Annotated in this window: 21 protein-coding genes and 1 pseudogene; 14 read left to right on the top strand and 8 right to left on the bottom strand. The window is 34.0% G+C overall.

Annotated elements, in window-relative coordinates; translation table 11 throughout:
- Positions 1-17 precede the first annotated feature (17 nt).
- The 4 genes from DYE31_RS07725 to hfq all read left to right on the top strand — a co-directional run bounded on the left by DYE31_RS07725 (position 18) and on the right by hfq (position 3,982).
- The gene (locus DYE31_RS07725) at positions 18-1,688 is read left to right on the top strand and encodes a glycerol-3-phosphate dehydrogenase/oxidase (protein WP_015900199.1); all 1,671 of its coding nucleotides are present in this window, start codon (positions 18-20) and stop codon (positions 1,686-1,688) included.
- A gap of 189 nt (positions 1,689-1,877) precedes the next feature.
- Positions 1,878-2,828, top strand: coding sequence for an alpha/beta hydrolase (locus DYE31_RS07720; protein ID WP_015900200.1), 951 nt, complete (start codon positions 1,878-1,880; stop codon positions 2,826-2,828).
- The gene (gene miaA, locus DYE31_RS07715; protein WP_015900201.1) at positions 2,815-3,765 is read left to right on the top strand and encodes a tRNA (adenosine(37)-N6)-dimethylallyltransferase MiaA; all 951 of its coding nucleotides are present in this window, start codon (positions 2,815-2,817) and stop codon (positions 3,763-3,765) included. Before DYE31_RS07720 ends, miaA begins: the two co-directional genes overlap by 14 nt.
- Position 3,766: 1 nt before the next feature.
- Positions 3,767-3,982 (top strand): RNA chaperone Hfq, encoded by a 216-nt coding sequence (gene hfq, locus DYE31_RS07710; RefSeq protein WP_015900202.1) that lies wholly within the window; start codon positions 3,767-3,769, stop codon positions 3,980-3,982.
- A 281-nt stretch (positions 3,983-4,263) separates the two neighbouring features.
- On the opposite strand, the gene DYE31_RS07705 is transcribed toward hfq, so the two are convergent.
- On the bottom strand, positions 4,264-4,737 hold the full coding sequence (locus DYE31_RS07705) for a glutathione peroxidase (protein ID WP_015900203.1): 474 nt from the start codon (positions 4,735-4,737) through the stop codon (positions 4,264-4,266).
- 147 nt (positions 4,738-4,884) lie between these two features.
- Between DYE31_RS07705 and hflX the strand changes: the two genes are divergently transcribed.
- Both hflX and DYE31_RS07695 read left to right on the top strand, forming a co-directional pair.
- Positions 4,885-6,147, top strand: a complete 1,263-nt coding sequence (gene hflX, locus DYE31_RS07700) for a GTPase HflX (RefSeq protein WP_015900204.1) — start codon at positions 4,885-4,887, stop codon at positions 6,145-6,147.
- The gene (locus DYE31_RS07695; protein ID WP_015900205.1) at positions 6,148-7,386 is read left to right on the top strand and encodes a methionine gamma-lyase family protein; all 1,239 of its coding nucleotides are present in this window, start codon (positions 6,148-6,150) and stop codon (positions 7,384-7,386) included.
- A 99-nt stretch (positions 7,387-7,485) separates the two neighbouring features.
- On the opposite strand, the gene glnA is transcribed toward DYE31_RS07695, so the two are convergent.
- The 3 genes from glnA to DYE31_RS07680 form a co-directional block, all read right to left on the bottom strand.
- A complete protein-coding gene (glnA, locus tag DYE31_RS07690) occupies positions 7,486-8,826 on the bottom strand; it encodes a type I glutamate--ammonia ligase (protein ID WP_015900206.1) in 1,341 nt (446 codons plus the stop codon).
- Positions 8,827-8,844: 18 nt separating this feature from the next.
- Positions 8,845-9,210, bottom strand: a complete 366-nt coding sequence (locus tag DYE31_RS07685) for a MerR family transcriptional regulator (RefSeq protein WP_015900207.1) — start codon at positions 9,208-9,210, stop codon at positions 8,845-8,847.
- A 226-nt stretch (positions 9,211-9,436) separates the two neighbouring features.
- Entirely contained in the window at positions 9,437-9,796 is a 360-nt protein-coding gene (locus DYE31_RS07680; protein WP_015900208.1) for a hypothetical protein, read from the bottom strand.
- A 284-nt stretch (positions 9,797-10,080) separates the two neighbouring features.
- Between DYE31_RS07680 and cls the strand changes: the two are divergent.
- Positions 10,081-11,650: pseudogene (gene cls / locus DYE31_RS07675) on the top strand (cardiolipin synthase).
- Positions 11,651-11,696: 46 nt separating this feature from the next.
- On the opposite strand, the gene DYE31_RS07670 reads toward cls, so the two are convergent.
- Entirely contained in the window at positions 11,697-11,927 is a 231-nt protein-coding gene (locus DYE31_RS07670) for a hypothetical protein (RefSeq protein ID WP_015900211.1), read from the bottom strand.
- A 134-nt stretch (positions 11,928-12,061) separates the two neighbouring features.
- Between DYE31_RS07670 and nucI the strand changes: the two genes are divergently transcribed.
- The gene (gene nucI / locus DYE31_RS07665; protein WP_015900212.1) at positions 12,062-12,604 is read left to right on the top strand and encodes a thermonuclease NucI; all 543 of its coding nucleotides are present in this window, start codon (positions 12,062-12,064) and stop codon (positions 12,602-12,604) included.
- A gap of 158 nt (positions 12,605-12,762) precedes the next feature.
- Positions 12,763-13,614 (top strand): ABC transporter substrate-binding protein, encoded by an 852-nt coding sequence (locus tag DYE31_RS07660; RefSeq protein WP_103211887.1) that lies wholly within the window; start codon positions 12,763-12,765, stop codon positions 13,612-13,614.
- A 70-nt stretch (positions 13,615-13,684) separates the two neighbouring features.
- Here DYE31_RS07660 and DYE31_RS07655 read toward each other — a convergent pair whose 3' ends face one another.
- Positions 13,685-14,542: a hypothetical protein gene (locus tag DYE31_RS07655; RefSeq protein ID WP_015900214.1), complete on the bottom strand. Its 858-nt coding sequence runs from the start codon at positions 14,540-14,542 to the stop codon at positions 13,685-13,687.
- Between the two features lie 242 nt (positions 14,543-14,784).
- Positions 14,785-15,156, bottom strand: coding sequence for a transcriptional regulator, SarA/Rot family (locus DYE31_RS07650; protein WP_015900215.1), 372 nt, complete (start codon positions 15,154-15,156; stop codon positions 14,785-14,787).
- A 193-nt stretch (positions 15,157-15,349) separates the two neighbouring features.
- Here DYE31_RS07650 and DYE31_RS07645 point away from each other — a divergent pair, with 193 nt between their 5' ends.
- Positions 15,350-15,820 (top strand): sugar phosphate isomerase family, encoded by a 471-nt coding sequence (locus DYE31_RS07645; protein WP_015900216.1) that lies wholly within the window; start codon positions 15,350-15,352, stop codon positions 15,818-15,820.
- 97 nt (positions 15,821-15,917) lie between these two features.
- On the top strand, positions 15,918-16,505 hold the full coding sequence (locus DYE31_RS07640; RefSeq protein ID WP_015900217.1) for a hypothetical protein: 588 nt from the start codon (positions 15,918-15,920) through the stop codon (positions 16,503-16,505).
- A gap of 90 nt (positions 16,506-16,595) precedes the next feature.
- On the opposite strand, the gene DYE31_RS07635 is transcribed toward DYE31_RS07640, so the two are convergent.
- The gene (locus DYE31_RS07635) at positions 16,596-17,975 is read right to left on the bottom strand and encodes an aspartate kinase (protein ID WP_015900218.1); all 1,380 of its coding nucleotides are present in this window, start codon (positions 17,973-17,975) and stop codon (positions 16,596-16,598) included.
- 191 nt (positions 17,976-18,166) lie between these two features.
- On the opposite strand from DYE31_RS07635, the gene DYE31_RS07630 reads away from it, so the two are divergent.
- Genes DYE31_RS07630 through thrB form a run of 3 tightly spaced genes read left to right on the top strand, consistent with a single transcriptional unit; the run spans position 18,167 to position 21,434 of the window.
- Positions 18,167-19,447 (top strand): homoserine dehydrogenase, encoded by a 1,281-nt coding sequence (locus tag DYE31_RS07630; protein ID WP_015900219.1) that lies wholly within the window; start codon positions 18,167-18,169, stop codon positions 19,445-19,447.
- Positions 19,448-19,452: 5 nt separating this feature from the next.
- Positions 19,453-20,520, top strand: a complete 1,068-nt coding sequence (gene thrC / locus DYE31_RS07625) for a threonine synthase (RefSeq protein WP_015900220.1) — start codon at positions 19,453-19,455, stop codon at positions 20,518-20,520.
- Complete coding sequence (thrB, locus tag DYE31_RS07620; RefSeq protein WP_015900221.1) at positions 20,520-21,434, top strand: homoserine kinase; 915 nt, start codon at positions 20,520-20,522, stop codon at positions 21,432-21,434. The genes thrC and thrB overlap by 1 nt, the downstream gene beginning before the upstream one ends.
- Positions 21,435-21,474 lie beyond the last annotated feature (40 nt).

Here is a 21,474-nt window from a genome sequence, read left to right as displayed (position 1 = left end):
ATTAGGAGGCGTTTCGGATGAGTTTATCAACTTTAAAAAGAAATGAAATTAAAGACAATTTTAAGAACAAAGAGTATGACATCGTAATTATTGGTGGAGGTATTACAGGTGCTGGGGTTGCCTTAGATGCTTCACAACGCGGAATGAAAGTAGCGCTTGTTGAAATGCAAGACTTTGCGCAAGGAACAAGCTCTCGTTCAACTAAATTAGTACATGGCGGTTTACGTTACTTAAAACAGCTGCAAGTTGGGGTTGTAGCTGAAACTGGACGTGAAAGAGCAATCGTTTATGAAAATGGACCGCATGTAACAACACCAGAGTGGATGTTATTGCCAATGCATAAAGGTGGTACATTCGGTAAATTCTCTACTTCTATCGGTTTAGCAATGTATGACCGTTTAGCAGGAGTTAAAAAATCAGAACGTAAAAAAATGTTGAGTAAAAAAGAAACGTTAGCTAAAGAACCATTAGTGAAAAAAGATGGTCTTAAAGGCGGCGGTTATTATGTAGAATATCGTACTGACGATGCGCGTTTAACAATTGAAGTATTAAAACGTGCAGCTGAAAAAGGTGCAGATATTTTAAATTATACAAAATCTATGAACTTCACTTATGATGACAAAGAAAAAGTAAATGGTATTCAAGTGACTGACATGATTACTGATGAACCATATACAATTCATGCTAAAAAAGTCATCAATGCCAGCGGACCTTGGGTAGATGAAGTACGCAGTGCAGACTACTCTAAAAACAATAAACAATTGCGTCTTACTAAAGGTGTGCATATTGTTATTGATCAATCAAAATTCCCGTTACAACAAGCGGTTTACTTTGATACAGAAAAAGATGGACGTATGATTTTTGCGATTCCTCGTGAAGAAAAAGCTTATATCGGTACAACAGATACATTCTATAACAATGACAAAACATCACCGCTTCCAACTCAAGAAGACCGTGATTACTTAATTGATGCAGTGAATTACATGTTCCCTGGATTAGATATCGAAGATAAAGATATTGAATCATCATGGGCAGGTGTAAGACCTTTAATTCTTGAAGAAGGTAAAGACCCATCAGAAATTTCACGTAAAGATGAGATTTGGGAAGGTAAATCCGGCTTGCTTACTATCGCTGGTGGTAAATTAACAGGCTATCGTCACATGGCTAAAGGTATCGTAGACTTAGTTTCTAAACGTCTGCAGCAAGAATATAAATTAAAATTCAAACCATGTGAAACAAAAGAACTTAAAATCTCAGGCGGAGATGTAGGCGGCAGTGCCAACTATGAACAATTCGTTAAAGAAAAAACAGCTGAAGGCGAAGAATATAACTTAGATCATAAAACTGCAGAAGATATTGTAAGACGATATGGTTCAAATGCAGATACGTTATACCAAATCGCATATACAGCACAATATCAAAACTCTGGATTACCAATTGAAATTTATGCGGAACTTGTATATGGCATTCAAAATGAAATGGTTTATAAACCAACAGATTTCTTAATTCGTCGTACAGGTATGTTGTATTTTGATATTGAAGATGTTAAAAAATACAAAGATGCAGTTATTGATGTTATGTCTCAATTGTTGAATTATGATGCAGAGCAACGCGCGCTTTACGTTGAAGAATTAAACGAAGCAATTGAAGAAGCAACACATGGTAATAATCAACCTGCTGAAAAATAATAAGATTTTACTTTAAGGAGCAAGCATGCTGAAATGTTTGCTCCTTTTTTGTGCCTGCATTGCTGTGAACGGGCTGAAAAGGTGCTTATGATGTGTCATAATAGTTTATAATAATAGTAATAAGCTGGATAAACTTATAGAAGAATATCCATAAAAAGTATTGAGCGTACTAAACGGAGGTAAAAAATCATGTGTCCAAATACTTTTAAAGTAACAGTTGAAGATGGTACTAATATTGAAGTTAAACTCGATAAAGCCAACAAAGAAAGAATCGGTATCGTACATATTTTTCATGGTATGGCTGAACACATGGGAAGATATGACTTATTTGTTGAGTCGTTAAATCAACAAGGCTATGATGTTATTCGTCACAATCATCGCGGCCACGGCAAAGACATTATTGAAAGAGAACGCGGTCATTATGACAGCATTCAAATTGTGGCCTCAGATGCTTATGAAATCTTGCAAACCTTATATCCAGAACGTGAAGGACTTCCCTATATTGTATTAGGCCATTCAATGGGGTCTATTATTGCACGTAAGTATGTCGAAATGTATCCAGATACTGCTCAAGGTTTGATTCTGACAGGTACAGGCTTGTTCCCGAAAATTAAAGGGAACTTTTTAGTGGTTGGAATGAAACTGATTGCGACAATATTAGGTAAAAGACGCAGACTGCAGTGGGTGAATGATTTAGCATTCAAGCCTTTTAATAAACGAATACCTGATGCAGAAACTAATAGTGATTGGTTATCTACGAGAAGAGATGAAGTTGATAAATATTGTGATGATCCGTATTGCGGATTTTTAGTTTCAAACCAGGTGATATATGAAACACTTCATGAAATGATGAAAACAAGCAAACCTTCTGAAATTAAAAAAATGAACCCTGATTTGCCAGTTCTTTTAATTTCAGGTAAAGAAGATCCATTTGGTGATTACAGTAAAGGAATCCGCAGATTAGGCGTTGTGATGAAACGTAATGGTATTCATCATATTACAGTTCAGCTTTATCGACATAAACGTCATGAAATACTTTTTGAAGAAGATTATAACCAAACATGGAATAACATGTACGACTGGATTAAGAAAAATATATTGAAGAAAAATAAAGCGAGTGAACAAAATGACAGCAAATAAACCCTTGTTAGTAGTAATAGTGGGACCTACAGCTGTAGGAAAAACGGAATTAAGCATAGAATTAGCTAAAAAAATAGGAGGTGAAATTATCAGCGGTGATTCTATACAAGTCTATAGAGGCATGGATATTGGAACAGCAAAAGTGACAAAAGAAGAAATGCAGGGTGTGCCGCATTATTTAATTGACATTTTAGATCCTGATGAGCCTTTTTCTGCATTTGCTTTTAAAGAACGTGCACAAAAATTGATAACAGAAATTACAGAACGCGGTCATATTCCAATTATTGCCGGCGGAACTGGATTATACATACAATCATTAATTTACGACTATCCTTTCGATAAAGAAGAAATCTCTCCTGAAAAAGAGCAGGAAGTTAAAGAAAAGATGGCGCAGCTAGAATCTCTATCTAACGAAGCACTGCACGACTATTTAAAGTCTTTTGATCCAGATTCTGCTGAAGATATTCATCCTAATAATCGCAAAAGAGTATTGCGTGCGGTGGAATATTACTTGAAAACAAAAAAACTTTTAAGTTATCGGAAGAAAACAGTACAATTTACAGAAAATTATGATACATTATTAATAGGGGTAGAAATGTCGCGCGAAATATTGTATCAACGAATAAATTGTCGTGTGGATAGCATGTTAGAACACGGTTTATTACAAGAAGTAGAGCAGCTGATGAATCAGGGCTATACATCCTGTCAAAGTATGCAGGCCATCGGATATAAGGAACTTATACCGGCTGTCAATCATGAAATTCCAATTAACCAAGCGGTAGATAAGTTGAAACAGCATTCAAGAAATTATGCTAAACGACAAATGACTTGGTTTAAAAATAAAATGGATGTTCAATGGTTTGATAGAGCTCAAACATCGCTTCCATTGATATTAGATGAAATTACTGCCCGAATAAAGAAAAGGAGAGAGAGTTAAAATGACAGATAAAAACATCCAAGACAAAATTTCACAAGAATTCAAAGAGGGCCAAGAAGAATTAACTGTTTTCTTATTGAATGGGTTCCAAATGAAAGGAACAATTGTAGATTTTGATGACAACGTTGTAAATCTTTTGTCTCAAGGTAGAAATCATTTAATTTATAAACACGCCATCAGCACATTTACACAAGAACCTTCAGCTGTAGAAGCTTAATTGGTAAATGCTTTATACAGTACTAATAAATTAGCTAACGCTTCACGACACCCGTAGTAATATTGCAACCATTTTTTAAAGCGCGACGATAAAATTGGAACGCAATGAGATACTGGTTTTATTTGCTGTATATTTAGTAATTGAAGATAAATTATGTTTATTAAAAAACCGCACGCAACAGTGGGAAATCAATACCAAAAGGTATTGAAAAAGCTGTAGCGTGCGTTTTTTTAATTTTAAATATCTGATAAGAGAATGTGTTATCTCATTTTCAATACAACTTATAATAAGTCTTCGATATCAGATTCAATTTGACTTGGACTTTTTTGTGGAGAAAAACGATTAACTACATTACCGTCACGATCCACTAAAAATTTTGTGAAATTCCATTTGATTTTACTGTTGAAGAACCCATTTTGCTGTTCTGTAAGGAATTTATATAATGGATGACGTTCCTCACCGTTAACTTTAATTTTTTCGTGCATTGGGAAAGTTACCCCATAGTTGATTTTGCAATTTTGCATGGCTTCTTGACCGTTGCCAGGCTCTTGTTTTCCAAATTGGTTGCAAGGGAATCCTAATACAGTGAAGCCCTGGTCTTTATATTTTTCATATAAGGCTTGTAATCCTTCAAATTGCGGTGTGAATCCGCATTGGCTTGCTGTGTTCACAATCAGCATTACATCACCTTTGTATTTATTTAAGCGATATGTATCGCCGTTAACTTTAGTTACTTCAATATCATATATATTCATCGTTAATTTCACCTCGTTGTGACAAAGGTATCATATTTCACAGTAATAGTCTTTCTATATGCACTGTGATAGAATAGGTAAGGATTATACGTATTAAATTTAAATAAAAAATTTGAATATAGAGCTATTGAGAAAGGGGATTATTTTTTGCCTCAAGAGAAAATTTATAATACGGAAGAAACAGTCGAAAAAGCACTGCTTGTCGGTGTAGATGCTTATGATGAGCAAGATTATGATTTTGCTTCTACCATGGAAGAACTAAAAGCACTTTCTGAGTCATGCCGGTTGGATGTGATTGGTGAGATTACACAATCCAAAGATCGCATTGAAGAAAAGACATATGTAGGCAAAGGGAAGCAATATGAAATTAAAGAATTTGTGGACATGTATGATGTCGATGTTGTAGTGGTCAATGATGAATTGACAACATCACAATCTAAAAGTTTAAACGATACACTTGGTGTCAAAATCATTGATAGAACACAACTGATTTTAGAAATATTTGCGATGCGTGCCAGCAGTAAAGAAGGTAAATTACAAGTTGAATTGGCACAATTAGATTATTTAATGCCGCGTTTGCAAGGCCACGGTAAAAGTTTATCAAGACTTGGCGGTGGAATCGGAACAAGAGGCCCTGGTGAAACGAAACTTGAGACAGACCGTCGTCATATACGTCGCAGAATGAATGAAATTAAACATCAATTAAAAGCTACAGTTGAACATCGTGAGCGTTATCGCAGCAAACGTCGTCAAAATCAAGTATTTCAAGTAGCTTTAGTCGGTTATACGAATGCCGGCAAATCTACTTGGTTCAATATTTTAGCTGATGAATCCACATACGAAAAAGACTTATTATTTGCAACATTAGATCCAAAGACACGTCAAATTCAAATCAACGATGGTTTTAATTTGATTATTTCTGATACTGTCGGATTTATTCAAAAATTGCCGACAACATTGATTGCTGCGTTTAAATCAACATTAGAAGAAGCGCGCGATGCCGATTTGCTATTGCATGTTGTAGATGCGAGTAATGAAGATTACCGTACGCAATTTGATACAGTCAACCGTATTATCGGTGACTTAGATATGGATAAAATACCGCAAGCAGTTATCTTTAATAAAAAGGATATGCATGAAGGACCTGCACCTGCGTCTCAGCTTCCAAATGTCTTCGTTTCAGCTAAAAATGAAGAAGATAGAGAACGTGTGCGTGCACTTTTAATCGAACAAGTAGAAAAACAAATGGAACCTTATACAGAAAAAGTGCCTGCAGATGATGCAGATCGACTTTATTTCTTAAAACGTCATACTATCATTAATCAATTAGATTTTAATGAAGAAGATGAGAGCTATACTGTAGAAGGTTATCGACAAAAAACAAATGATGAAGGAAAGAAGCAAGATTAAATGAACTTAGAACAAATGATTCAAGAAACAGAAGCAACTTTACAGCCCTTTTTTAGAGATATAGAAGAAAGGGCTTTTTGCAATCAAGCGAAAGTATTAGATGCATTTCACGCTGTGAAAGCATCTGAATCAGATTTACAAGGAACTACAGGATACGGTTATGATGATATCGGCCGCGATCATCTCGAAGAGATATACGCCCAAACATTCAAAGCAGAAGCAGCCATGGTCAGACCGCAAATTATTTCAGGTACACATGCGATTACGATTGCATTACAAAGCTGTTTGAAGCATGGGGACGAGTTATTATATATAACTGGAAATCCGTATGACACACTTTTAGAAGTAATCGGCGTAAATGTGAATGGTATTGGCAGTTTGAAAGAAAATGGCGTAGCGTATCGCCAAGTACCGTTATCACTTGATGGTTATATCGATGTGGAACAGGTTTTAGAGACAATCAATGAGAAAACTAAAGTTGTGGCCATTCAACGTTCAAAAGGATATGATCAACGTCCTTCTTTAACAGTAGATGAAATTGAACGTGCTATCACTCACATTAAAGCAGCGCATCCAGAAGTGATTGTATTTGTAGATAATTGTTATGGTGAATTTGTGGAAGAAAGAGAACCTGTTGAAGCGGGTGCTGATTTAATTGCTGGATCATTAATTAAAAATCCAGGCGGCGGTTTAGCGCGCATCGGCGGATATATTGCGGGAAGATTGGATTTGATCGAAAGATGCGGTTATCGTTTGACGGCACCTGGAATAGGGAGAGAAGCGGGTGCTTCATTGGATGAATTACCAAGTATGTACCAAGGTTTCTTTTTAGCACCGCATGTAGTCAGTCAAAGTTTAAAAGGTGCCTTATTTACGAGCTTGTTGCTTACGAAGCTGAACATGCGTACAGTACCGGCTTATGATACACCTAGAACAGATTTAATACAGACAGTTCAATTTGATACAGCAGAGCAAATGATTCGTTTTTGCCAATGTATCCAAGCAGCTTCACCGATTAATGCGCATTTTAGTCCAGAACCAAGCTATATGCCAGGTTATGAAGATGACGTTATTATGGCTGCAGGTACTTTTGTGCAAGGTTCTTCTATTGAACTTTCAGCAGATGGTCCAATTCGTCCTCCATATGAAGCCTATGTACAAGGCGGATTAACATATGAACATGTTAAACTTGCTGTAACAAGAGCAGTGATACAAATGAGCGAAGAAGGACTTATTTAATATTTATAAAAGTTTAAGATAACAAAAAAGAGGCCAATAAAGGCCTCTTTTTTTATCCCATTTGTTTAGCACCAAAGTGCGATAAAGCTATTCTCAAGATTAATACAATTTCATGTATTGTTCTCTTTCCCATTCAGAGACTTGAGTTCTATAATAATCCCATTCAATTGATTTAGAGTTGATGAATTGGTTATAGATATGTGAACCTAAAGCATCTTTGATAGTTTTGTTTTCACGCATTGCTTTCAATGCAGTGTATAGAGTTGATGGTAAATCTTCAATGCCGATTGCTTCACGTTCGTCACGGTTCATTTCATAAATGTTTTGGTTTACAGGTTCTGAAACTTTCATTTTGTTTTTAATACCGTCTAAACCAGCTTCTAAGATTGCTGCTAAAGCCATGTAAGGGTTAGCTGCAGGGTCTACTGAACGTACTTCTACACGAGTAGATAAACCGCGTGAAGTAGGGACACGTACTAATGGAGAACGGTTTTTACCACTCCAAGCAATATAACAAGGTGCTTCGTATCCTGGAACTAAACGTTTATAAGAGTTTACAAGCGGGTTGCAGACTGCAGTGAATCCACGTGCATTTTTCAAGATACCAGCAATAAATTGGTAAGCTTCTTCAGTCATTTGTTCTCTGCCGTTCGGATCATAGAATGCATTTTCTTTTCCTTTGAATAAAGAAACGTTGAAGTGCATTCCGCTTCCGTTAACGCCGAACAATGGTTTTGGCATAAATGTAGCATGCAAGTTATGTTTACGTGCGATTGTTTTAACTACTAATTTGAATGTTTGGATGTTGTCGCATGCAGTGACAGCATCAGCGTATTTGAAGTCGATTTCATGTTGGCCAGGTGCAACTTCATGGTGACTGGCTTCAATATCGAATCCCATATCTTCAAGTTCTAATACGATATCACGACGGCAGTTTTCACCTAAATCAGTAGGTGCTAAGTCAAAATAGCCACCGTGGTCATTCAATTCTAAAGTAGGTTCGCCTTTTTCATCTAATTTGAATAAGAAGAATTCAGGTTCAGGTCCTAAATTGAAGTCTGTAAATCCTAATTCTTCCATTTCTCTAAGTACACGTTTCAAGTTATTACGCGGATCACCAGCAAATGGTTCGCCATCTGTTGTATAAACGTCACAGATTAAACGTGCAACTTTTCCTTGTCCAGCTGTCCAAGGGAAAATTACCCAAGTATCTAAGTCAGGGCATAAGTACATATCTGATTCTTCAATTCTTACGAAACCTTCAATTGATGAACCATCAAACATCATTTCATTATCTAATACTTTTTCTAATTGACTGACAGGTACTTCAACATTTTTGATTGTTCCTAAAATATCAGTGAATTGTAAGCGTAAGTATCTTACATTTTCTTCAGTAGCAAATCTGCGGATATCATCTTTCGTAAATGAACGTTTTGGCATTATAAATCCTCCAATGTATTATTTGATAAATCGAGAAAGGTCTCCTCGATTTAACGGTATAGCTTCTTGCTGCGGTTTCTGTGTTGCTTCTACGATAACATGTTTTCTCAATGCGATTTCTTCATTTGATAAATGACTATCGTCATTCATTAAAATCTGTTTGATAGCTTTTAAATTAAACCCTTTTTCTAAGAGATGTTTGATTTCTAATAAGCGATCTAAATCATTCATTGAAAATAGTCTTTTGTTGCCTGATGTTCTCTCTGGTTTAATGAGTCCATGTGTTTCGTAATAACGTATCTGTCTAGGTGTCAGTTCAGTTAACTGATTTACGACACTCATAGAGAAGACGGCCATATTTCTGCGCAATGCATCTTTTGACAATGTTCCATCACCTCTATTTTTGAACTTGTTATTAATTTAGCATAATTTTTTCAGCATTACAAAAATATGTAAGGTTTTCTGACATGTCTATTAAATGCTGTTACATTAAGGGTTTGAGAGGGTGTGTTGCTACACAAGTGTGAATTTTCTGTAAATTGTCAAAATTAATCATTAAAAAATCAGGCAATGCTAGTTAAAGCACGCCTGATTTTTATCGCATATTAAATTAAAGGTTGCTGATTTTAGCAACAACATCTTCATATTTATTTAAATAATTTTCGAATTCTTGACCTAAATGTGATTTGTCTTTTGTTTCATCACTTGCAAGTCTCGCTAATTCATCATAAAATTTACGCGCTTCTTGTGCGTAAGATTTAAATTCTAAATTTTCGACATCATCATGAGTTGATACAAAACCATCTACTGCTTCTAAAGTTGAGAAAATTTCACTTAATAAGATAATTTCAGATTTAGAAATATCTTTGTTGTTAGGGTTGATTGCGTTTTGGTATAAATCATCAAATGTTTCATTAATAAATTCAACTTTCTCATTCAAATAATTCTTAATTTTTTGTGTGTTTGGCATTTATCATCACTCCTTAATATCAATAATACCTATTCCGTTACTCAGTTAAACATGATAATTTCAGATTTTTCGTTCATTCTCTGAAAAAATATCTACATTTTACACATTTTGAAACCTTGTGTGAGGGTGGTTGAAGTAATGTCGTTATAAAGATGTTAAAATGGCTACATATCTTTATAACCTATCTTTTTAGTTATACAATAATAAAAGTATTTTTTAATGCTTAGAATGTTTTTATCTAACCTAGCAAAAGATTAAAAATGAGAAAGAAGGAGTGTGAGCATATGTTTGCATTTGAGGTACCGGGCTTATTCGGTGATATCTTAACAGGCATTTTCATTCTGTTTACGATACTTAACCTTATTGTTGCCTTTAATATTATCTTTATTAAAGATAGTAGTACAAGTTCGACTTGGGCATGGCTATTTATTTTATTTATCGCACCGGTTTTAGGATTCTTCCTATATATTTTATTTGGAAGAGGCGTATCGAAAAATAAGCTTTATAAAAATTACCGTAAGGATATAGAAGAGTTTGAAAATATTTTAAACGAGCAAAGATATCAAGTTAAACATAATAACCTGCAAACTGATAATGAAATCGTTGAAAAACATCATGATTTGGTTAATATGTTATTAACACGTCAACCAGCCTTTTTAACTGAAGATAATGATGTTGAAATTTTCGTAGATGGTCATAAACTATACGATAAAATGATTGAAGATATTTTGCAGGCTAAAAATCATATTCATTTAGAGTATTACACATTTGAATTAGATGGCTTAGGTCATAGAATTATAGACGCTTTAGAGCAAAAGCTTGAAGAAGGTGTCGAAGTATTATTACTATATGATGATTTAGGATCTAAAAACCTAAGTATCAGAGAATTTAAACGCTTTAGAGCAAAAGCTTGAAGAAGGTGTCGAAGTATTATTACTATATGATGATTTAGGATCTAAAAACCTAAGTATCAGAGAATTTAAACGCTTTAGAAAATTAGGCGGTCAAGTAGAGTCATTCTTTGCGAGTAAGTTACCGTTGATTAACTTTAGAGCAAATAACCGAAATCACAGAAAAATTGTTGTTATCGATGGAGAAGTCGGCTATATCGGCGGTTTTAATATCGGAGATGAATACTTAGGTTTAAGTAAAAAGTTTGGTTATTGGAGAGACACACATGCCAGAATAAAAGGAAATGCTGTGGATGCATTGCAACTCCGCTTTATAATGGATTGGAACTCTCAATCAAAACGTGAACATTTAAAATTGAAACCAGCGTACTTCCCTGTGAAAGATGAAGAAGGGGATGTTTCAATTCAGATTGCATCAAGTGGTCCGGATGATACATGGCATGAAATTGAATTCGGCTATACAAAAATGATTAATTCAGCTAGAAATTCTATTTATATGCAAAGTCCTTATTTCATTCCGGATAATTCATATATTAATGCGATTAAAATGGCAGCAAATTCAGGTGTGGATGTACATTTAATGATACCTGATATGCCAGATCATCCTTTTGTATACTGGGCGACATATTACCATGCAGCAGAGCTGTTAGATGCTGGGGTTAAAATTTATACTTATAACAATGGCTTTATTCATTCTAAAGTAATGGTCATTGATGATGAAGTAGCAAGTGTCGGTTCAGCTAATATGGACTTTAGAAGTTTTGAACTTAATTTTGAAGTTAATGCATTTATGTATAATAAAGATATTGCAGTAGAATTGCGTAAAGCATTTGAACATGATGTTACACTATCTACACAATTGACGAAATCGCGTTATGCAGAACGTTCTAATTGGATTAAACTAAAAGAAGGTTTCTCTAAATTGATTACACCAATTCTATAGAGATGAAAATTCCAGCTATCCTGTTTTCAGGATGAGCTGGAATTTTTTACTTTCTTTTATGTTTTGTACTGTTATTTTCATTATCATCATTTTTGCGGTGTTTTGCTTGTTTTTGTTGGATGACAAACATAATAAAACCGATTAACATTCCCATTAACACACCGATTACTGCTGTAACTAGTAATGGCAGTTTAAATACGTATTGCAAGATTAAACCTACTACAATTGCTACAGCGACTGCTGCAATCGTCACTAAATTTTCTCTGATGGCATTCATCAAGGAGCCTCCTCGTTCTTTTTAATATTATCTCTATCATATCAAATTTTATTGCTCTAGAGAATTGACGATATTATTCGGAAAACGGTATGATAGGTCGGTGTACAATTTAATAAATAAGCAGGTGGTTAATTTTGAAACAAAAATCCTTATCAACAATCCTGACTGTCGTTGTAATTGCGCTTGTCATTTTGGGATTCCAGTATTTTAATCATTCAGGACCTTTTAAGAATTCTGGTTCACATATCAGCGGCGGTTCAATGGGTGATAAAGAAGAAGTACAAGTTAAACGTGTCATCGATGGCGATACATTCATCGCAACTGACAAAAATGGCAAAGAAATAAAAGTGAGAATGATCGGTATGGATACACCGGAAACAGTGAAGCCTAATACACCGGTGCAGCCTTATGGTAAAGAAGCTTCGGATTATTCTAAAAAAACATTAAATCATAAAACAGTATACTTAGAATATGATAAAGAAAAACATGACCAATATGGTCGAGATTTAGTATATGTGTGGTTGGATAAAGATCATATGTATAATAAAGAATTAGTCGAAAAAGGACTGGCAAGAGAAAAATATTTTGCGCCGAATGGCAAATATAGAGAAGTTTTTAAAGAAGCACAAAAACAGGCTCAAGATCAAAATCTCAATATTTGGAGTCGATCGAATTAAATTGAGCAAATAGGGACAATATCTTTTTGGAATTATACAAAAGGGTATTGTTCCTATTTTATTTTGTAATAGGTGCAGGTTGAGAAAGTGTATAAAGTTTCTTAATAGGTGAAGCGGGTAGACTAAATATGAAAGTAATTATAGGAGGTTTTATTTTTATGGTTGAAGTAAATAATGTAGCAGGTGTAACTAAAGTTGCAGATAACATCGAAAGAGTTGCAGCATTAGAATTTTCATTTATTGATGATTTAGTAGCACTTGGCATTAGTCCAGTCGCAATTGCAGATGATGGAAATAAAGAAAATATCATTGAACCTGTTCGCAAGCACTTGGATGATTATATTTCAGTTGGAGACCGTGAAAATCCTGACCTTGATAAACTTCGTGAAGCAGAGCCGCAATTAATTATTGCAGATAGCACACGTCATAAAGATATTTATGATGAACTAAATAAAATTACACCTACAATTTTATTGAATAGTTTCGGCGGCGATTACAAAGAAAATTTAGAAGCATTTAAAGTTGTCAGCCAAGCTGTATCAAAAGAAGATGAAGGTAAAGCGCGTTTAGAAGAACACAATAAAAAAGTGGATGAAGAGTCTAAAAATATTAGTATTGATAAAAAATTATCTACTTTACCAGTGGTACCAGCGAAAATCGGTGTTGCTGCCCATAGTGATAAAAGTTATGTAGGTCAATTCTTAGAAATTTTAGGTTTTGATATACCATTAGATCAAAAAGATGCTAATAAATACAAACCATATTTAGATGGACCTTATTTACAAATGACTCCAGATCAACTTGCAGAATTAGATCCAGAACGATTAATTATTATGTCAGATAAAGAAGATGAAAATGCTTTAGACAAACTTAAAAATTCTGATGCATACAAGAAAATCAAAGCAGTTGAAAATGATAAAGTGCATCAAGTAGGAAGATTAGCTTGGGCTAAATCAAGAGGATTGATTGCTTCTGAAAGCATTGTGAAAGAATTAAGTGAATTTAAATAATAACGTGCTCTAACAAATAAGAACCGAGGAGAAAATATCTCCTCGGTTTTCTTGTTTATACATTTAAGTTTTACTGATTAAGATAATCGATAATTGTATCACTATCTTTTTCTGAGATATCATGTTTAGATTGAGCTATCATTTCTTCGACAGCATCTTTAAGTGAACGTTTAGATGAAGCTGTTGCTACATATTTTTCTCGTTCGGCAGGGCCGTCAATAATATTGATTGAACCGTCACTGAAGTATACTACACCGACACTTGTGATTTTTTCGTTGAATTGTTTTTCATAAGCATCTTTTAATTCTTTTGAATTAACTGCAGCAGATAAATAAGGATCGTGATCATAAAAATCAAATTCTACACGATTGTCTTTGATTTTTTCAGTGAAAGTATAAATATCTCTTCTAGATGATTGGAATTGACTTTGATATTGGTTAACAATATATTGACCCACAATTTGATCTAGATTGTCATTTGCAACTTCAATATCATTTTCCGGCTCTGTACTAAAATGATAGAATGTTTTTTCTTTCCAGTTTTTGACATCGATATTCAAGAGACCTTTGTCCGTAATGACAATGTAATCAAATGAACGAAGTTGCTCAAATAAAGGATGTTTAACTGCCAAGTTGCCAGTTGCAATAATGTGGAAAAATTTAATCTTGCCTTCAGCTTTAAATTTTTCTAGGATATCATTAAGTTCTTGTTTAGCTTTACGAATACCATAGTGATGTTGTTGTTTATCATCATTAATTTTATCACTTCGTAGAGCTGCAACCTCTGAACGTAATGTATTAACTTTGCTGACAAGTTGGTTTTTAGAATAGATTTCTGTATCTAATCTATGTTGCATGATTCCTCTAGATACAAAAATTATAACTAGCAGCAAAATAATGATTGCTACTAACAGTACTGATATGAACATAAAAAATCATTCCTTAATAAAAAAATAGTTACAAATATAGATGTACCCTTATAATCCATCTCTTACTTATAAAAATCAATGATTTAGACTTTAAGTTTATATTAAGACAACATTTTGACAATATAAAAGCAGTTTAAGCAAAATATAGCTGGTTTTGCTTAAACTGCGATAATTGTGTCAGTTAATAGTTTTGTTTGACTAATAAGGCTCTCGGGAAAACACCAAAAACCAATAGTTTGAGTTTAGTTCATTCCTTGCAAGACGTTTTGTTGCAAGACTTCAAATTCATTCAATAATTGTTTGATTTTTTCAATTTGTTCTTCAGTCAGGGTAATAAACACTTTTCTCTCATCTTCATTAGAGCGTTTTTTCCCTATAATGCGCTGGTCAGTTAACGTTGTTAGAGATTTATGTACTTCCATTAAACTAAATGTTAAATTTCTTTTTACTTGATATAATGGAATGCAAGTACTATCGCAAGCAAGTAAATGTTTAAGGAATAATAAATCATTCAATTTTAAATCATAGTGCTTTTTCACTTGATTTAATAATTGTTTTCGATGCAATTCATAATAGAATATAGATTCCGATGTTTGAGTCATAGGGGATTGCATTTTTTCACCTCTTATATTTTTATATTGAACTGACATCTTTTATTATATTAAAAATTTAATACGATTAAAAGAGTTATTTTTTACTTATTAGTTAATTTCATGTATCAACAATTTAAAATTGGTTTAACTTAATATTAAATATAGTTTATAAAACGAATAGGTTTACTTTACATTACAAAAGGAGTTAAAAGAATTGTCACCTAAAATAAAGCATCACAACTATTTATATAATATTTATAATAAGATTCAACCCGGTTCAGTTATAGCTTTAGATAATCATCCAGTATCATATTATATACTTGATTTTTTAAATTCAAAAAACGTGAATGTTTCAATTGTTACTTATTCGACAGATATCATGAAGTATTTATGCAAAAATACGACGTTTAATATTATTTTTACTACGGGTCAAATTAATTCGGCGCTACATACGATAACTGGTAAAGAAGTTGCAGATAAAATTAAACAATTACAAATCGATTATTATTTTTGTGAAGCACGTTATATTGATCATGAATCATTCTTATTTCAAATTCATGAAGATATTGCGCATATACAAACATCTTTAATTAACCAAGCAAACGTTTCGTACTTAATTAATTATCCGGATATTTGTAATTCTGATGTAAAACAAAATTTGTCATTAATTGGTCAACTAGTATAAGTAGACAAGTTTAATTGATGGGGATAAAATGTATATGAATTTAGTAGCAAATGAGTTATACTGTTATTTGTAAGCGCTTACTCAAGGAGGTGTAGAAATGATAAAATCCAAAAATGAAGATTTAAATGTCTTAGTAGAAAGATTGATTGAACATACGAATCATGAAATTAAATTTTTTGGCCAAACAGCTAAAATGTTATTTTTAAAAAATGAATTTATAATCGGTGAGAAAACAGAAATTTGTGTAAAAAGAAGAAATTTAACTAAAGTGCTGAAATATATTCCTGAAGGGTATAAAGTCCGTTATTTTGATACATATGGCAATACAAGCGATAAATTAAGAGATATGAAGTTTTCGGCGTTAACGCATTTAGAAATTGATAAAGATGATAAAAACATAACGAGTATTTATGTTTATGATGTGCATAATGATGAATGGATGTTCAGGTTTAACCATGGCATTAGATTGCCGGAAAAACATATATATTTTCACTCATTGCCTTGGGGGGTAGATTACATTAAACCAGAAATTGTGTTGATGTATGAACTGCTTAGACCTGGAGAATACGGTACTGAGGAAAGTAATAAAGCTGTGATTGATGCTTTGAGTTACTATCAATTTGTGATTTTAAAAGTCGTAGTGGGAGAGGAAAAATTGCATAGTGCCTTATCGGTCCATTATTAAAAACAAGAGCGTTGCTACTTTCAAAGTTTGACAACACTCTTGTTTAAAATGATGAGACTTATAAAATAATTAATATTCTCTAAATTCAGATTATTCTACTGATGATTTTATTTTATTTGCACTGCAACAACAGCCTTCATAAGTTGCACGCACAGCATTATCTGCATCTTTTACAGAAATACCAAACATCATTGAAATTTCAGAAGCACCTTGGTTGATCATTTTTAAGTTTATATTCGCCTTCGCAAGTGCCTCAGTGATTTTGTTAGCAGTTCCAATCATTTGGCTCATTCCTAAGCCTACAACCATTAAAATTGCTAAATCACTTTCAATGCTCAATTCGTCAACATCACATTGTTTTCGAATTTCATTCAATACTTTGTTTTCTTTACCCTCAATTTGATGTGTACGCATAATAATGCTGATACCGTCGATGCCTGATGGCATATGGTCAAATGAAATATCATTGTCTTCTAAAACTGTTAAAATTTTTCGAGTAAATCCAACTTGACGATTCATTAAGTATTTGCTGATGTTGATTACAGTGAATCCTTTATCACAACTTAATCCGCTGATTAAATGATCAGGTCTTATTTCTCTATCGTAGCGAATGTAAGTACCAGGATCTTGCGGTCTATTTGTATTTTTGATAACCACTGGAATACGTTCTTTTTGGACCGGTTGAAGTGCTTCATCATGGAAAACACTGAACCCTGCATATGATAATTCACGCATTTCACGATATGTGACTTCATCCATAATTTCAGCATCTTTGATTAAATTAGGATTAACACGGTAGATACCAGAAACATCGCTGTAGTTTTCATAGAGTTTTGCGCGAACACCGCGGGCTAAGATAGCTCCTGTGATATCTGAACCGCCTCTAGGAAAAGTAACAATGTTACCTTTTTTTGAATATCCGAAGAAACCGGGAACGATGATTTTTCCTTTAATATCTCTTAGTTTATAAATATTGCCGTAGGACTCTTCTAAAATTTGTGCAAATTGTGGAGTATCTGTCACTATAATTCCTGCATCAAGAGGTGAGATATATGTAGTAGGCACACCTTGACTATTGTTATATTGAGCAATGAGACGTGCATTGAAATCTTCACCGCATGATAGAAGTGCATCTTTTAAACGTGGAAAATGTGCGCGATATTTTTCAATACGTTCTTCTAAAATCGTTGAAAATTCATCTAATATTGCAGTGTCCATTTTTAAATCATGAACAATATCAGCATATCGATTGATAATTTCATCTTTTTTATTTTGATAATCTAATCCTGCAACGCTTTTTTCATAGAGTCTAAGAAGTAAATCTGTAGTTTTGATATCTTCTGGATGCCTTTTTCCTGGTGCAGAAACCACAATGATTTTTCTGTCATCGTCACTATTGGCAATGTTTAACACCTTTTGAATTTGGCTTGCTGAAGCGACGGAACTACCGCCAAATTTAGCTACTTTCATATTAACGCAACCTTTCATCGAATCTTAATAATTTACTACTTTGTTTTTTGGGTTAAAAATGCTAAAATTTCAACATATTCCAAATTTTTTGAACTTTACAATTTTGATGAATGAATTTATACTAAACCATATTCAAGTATTTTTCAATAGTACAGTTGTTTTTTTAGAACGAACAAACGGAGGAATGAAGAATGAAGAAGTTAAACATCGCTTTGCTCGGTCTTGGGACAGTGGGCTCAGGTGTAGTTAAAATAATTGAAGAGAATCACCAACAAATCAAAGATACGATTCAAAAAGATATTCAAATCAAACATATTCTTGTACGTGATAAAAAGAAAAAACGACCTCTGAACATTAGTCAATATCATCTAACGGAAGATGTAGACGAAATACTTAATGATGACGAGGTTGATATTGTTGTTGAAGTAATGGGTGGTATTGAACCAACTGTAGAATGGCTAAAAAAATCTTTAGAGCAAGGCAAGCATGTTATTACTGCCAATAAAGATTTATTAGCAGTTCATTTACGTACAATGGAAGATTTAGCCCAAGAAAATGGTGTAGCGTTAAAATTTGAGGCTAGTGTAGCGGGTGGTATTCCAATTGTTAATGCAATTAATAATGGATTGAATGCCAATAATATCAGTAAATTCATGGGTATTTTAAACGGTACATCTAACTTTATTTTAACGAAAATGACACAAGAGGGCGCAAGCTTTGAAGAAGCTTTAGCCGAAGCGCAAAGACTTGGTTTTGCAGAAGCAGATCCAACTGATGACGTGGAAGGTGTCGATGCAGCGCGTAAAGTTGTAATCGTTACATACCTCTCATTTAATAGAGTTATTAATTTAGATGATGTTAAACGTACTGGTATCTCTGAAGTAACAGTAGATGATATCAATGCAGCCAAAGAACTCGGTTATAAAATTAAGCTGATTGGTAAAGGTACGTATGAAAATGGAAATATTGAAGCTTCGGTTTCTCCAACGTTAATCGATGAAAATCATCAATTAGCATCAGTTGAAAATGAATTCAATGCAATTTATGTTATTGGAGACTCTGTAGGCGAAACAATGTTTTACGGAAAAGGTGCAGGTAGTTTAGCTACTGGTAGTGCTGTAGTCAGCGACTTATTAAATGTAGCATTGCAATTTGAATCTGACTTGCACACATTACCTCCGCATTTTGAATTGAAAACTGAAGATGCTAAAGAAATGATTGATGCAGATGAACCTACAAAATTGAAACAAAAGAACAGTTATTACGTTGTATTAAAGACAAACGGCGCTCCGCTTAAGCGTGTTGAAGAGGAAATCAAATCACAATTACCGCTGCATAAATCACTTAAAGTAAGTGAACATAGTGCAGATACAGCAGCGGTAGTAGTTGAAGGTACAGATGTCCCTGTTAGCGACATCTTATCTCAAGGAAAATATCCAGTTGAAAAAGTATATCCAGTAGAAGGGGTTTAATTAATATGAAAAGATGGCAAGGTTTAGTTCAAGAATATAAGGATTATCTACCAGTAAATGAAAATACACCCAATGTAACTTTAAACGAAGGCCAAACTCCGTTAATTCATTGTGATACGCTTTCTGAAATGTTAGGCATTAATTTATATGTGAAATTCGAAGGTGCCAATCCGACAGGTTCATTTAAAGATCGCGGAATGGTAATGGCAGTTACAAAAGCCAAAGAAGACGGCAAGAAAGTAGTTATTTGTGCTTCTACAGGTAACACTTCAGCTGCAGCAGCAGCTTATGCAGCACGTTCAGGATTAAAAGCAATTGTAGTAATTCCAGAAGGTAAAATTGCATTAGGAAAATTATCACAAGCAGTAATGTACGGTGCTGAAATTGTTTCTATCGACGGCAATTTCGATGAAGCATTAGAAATTGTTAAAGAAGTTGCAAATGAAGGCGGCGATATTGAATTAGTTAATTCAATTAACCCATATCGTATTGAAGGTCAAAAAACAGGTGCTTTTGAAGTTGTGGAACAATTAGGCGGACATGCCCCAGATGTACTAGCAATTCCAGTAGGAAATGCAGGTAATATTACTGCTTATTGGAAAGGTTTTAAAGAATTCAATGATAAACATGGCACAGGTTTGCCGAAATTATTCGGATTCCAAGCTGAAGGTGCATCACCGATTGTACAAAATAAAGTAGTTAAAAATCCTGAAACAGTCGCAACTGCAATTCGAATTGGAAACCCTGCTAGTTGGGACAAAGCGGTCACAGCTTTAGATGAGTCAAATGGCTTAATTGATAGTGTTACAGATGAAGAAATCTTAGAAGCATATCAATTATTAGCTTCAAAAGAAGGTGTATTTGCTGAACCAGCAAGTAACGCATCAATTGCCGGCTTGATTAAACTCCATAGAGCTGGAAAACTACCGAAAGACGTCACTGTCACAGCAGTATTGACTGGTAATGGATTGAAAGATCCAGATACAGCAATTTCATTATTAGATAATCCGATTAAATCCTTGCCGAATGATAAAGAAAGCATCGTTAAATACATCAAAGGAGTTATGCATTAATGTCGGAACGTTTAAAACTTAAAGTACCCGCTTCTACAGCGAACCTAGGTGTCGGTTTTGATTCTATTGGGTTAGCATTAAATAAGTTTTTATATGTAGAAGCTGAAATCAGCGATGATCAAAAGTGGCATTTCCATCATAAAGGGGAAAACCTTCATGATTTACCCACTGATGAGAATCATTTAATTTATCAAGTCGTTCAATTCTTAGAAAAAAGATTTGAAGTAACAGTACCTCCTTTAAAAATTACGATGCGCAGTGAAATCCCTTTGGCAAGAGGGCTTGGATCATCAGCTTCTGCTTTAGTAGCGGGTATTTATTTAGCTGATTTCTTCGGTCAATTGCAACTGTCTGAATTTGAAATGGTGGAAGCTGCAACTGAAATAGAAGGACATCCAGATAATGTTGCGCCAGTCATATATGGCGGAATGGTATCAGGTTTTTATAATAATCATACCAATGAAACATATATTTCGTTTATTGAACCACCACGTGTAAATCTTGTGATTACAGTACCGAGTTATGAATTGAAAACACATGATTCAAGACAAGTATTGCCTGATAGTTTTAAGCATGGAGATGCTGTTCAATATAGTGCCATCAGCAATACAATGTTAAGTGCTCTGATTCAACACGATTATGTTCTAGCAGGAAAATTAATGGAAATGGATGGTTTCCATGAACCTTTCAGACAAAAGCTGATTCCTGAATTTGAAAAGGTTAAAAGCATTGCAAAAGAATATAAGGCATATGCCACAGTTATCAGCGGAGCAGGTCCGACAATTTTAACACTGATTGACCCATCAAAAAGTGGTAAGTTGGTCAGAAGGTTGAATAAAGAATTAGATGAATGCAGTTCAGAAATCATTATAATCAATAAAAGCGGAATTATTGCTGAAAAAGTATATGAATAAAACCGAAATAGGTTATAATTTGATGTAATAGCTTGAAAGG

It is taken from the genome of Staphylococcus carnosus, from assembly GCF_900458435.1.
Lineage (GTDB): Bacteria > Bacillota > Bacilli > Staphylococcales > Staphylococcaceae > Staphylococcus > Staphylococcus carnosus.
This window is presented reverse-complemented; position numbering and strand designations above follow the sequence as displayed.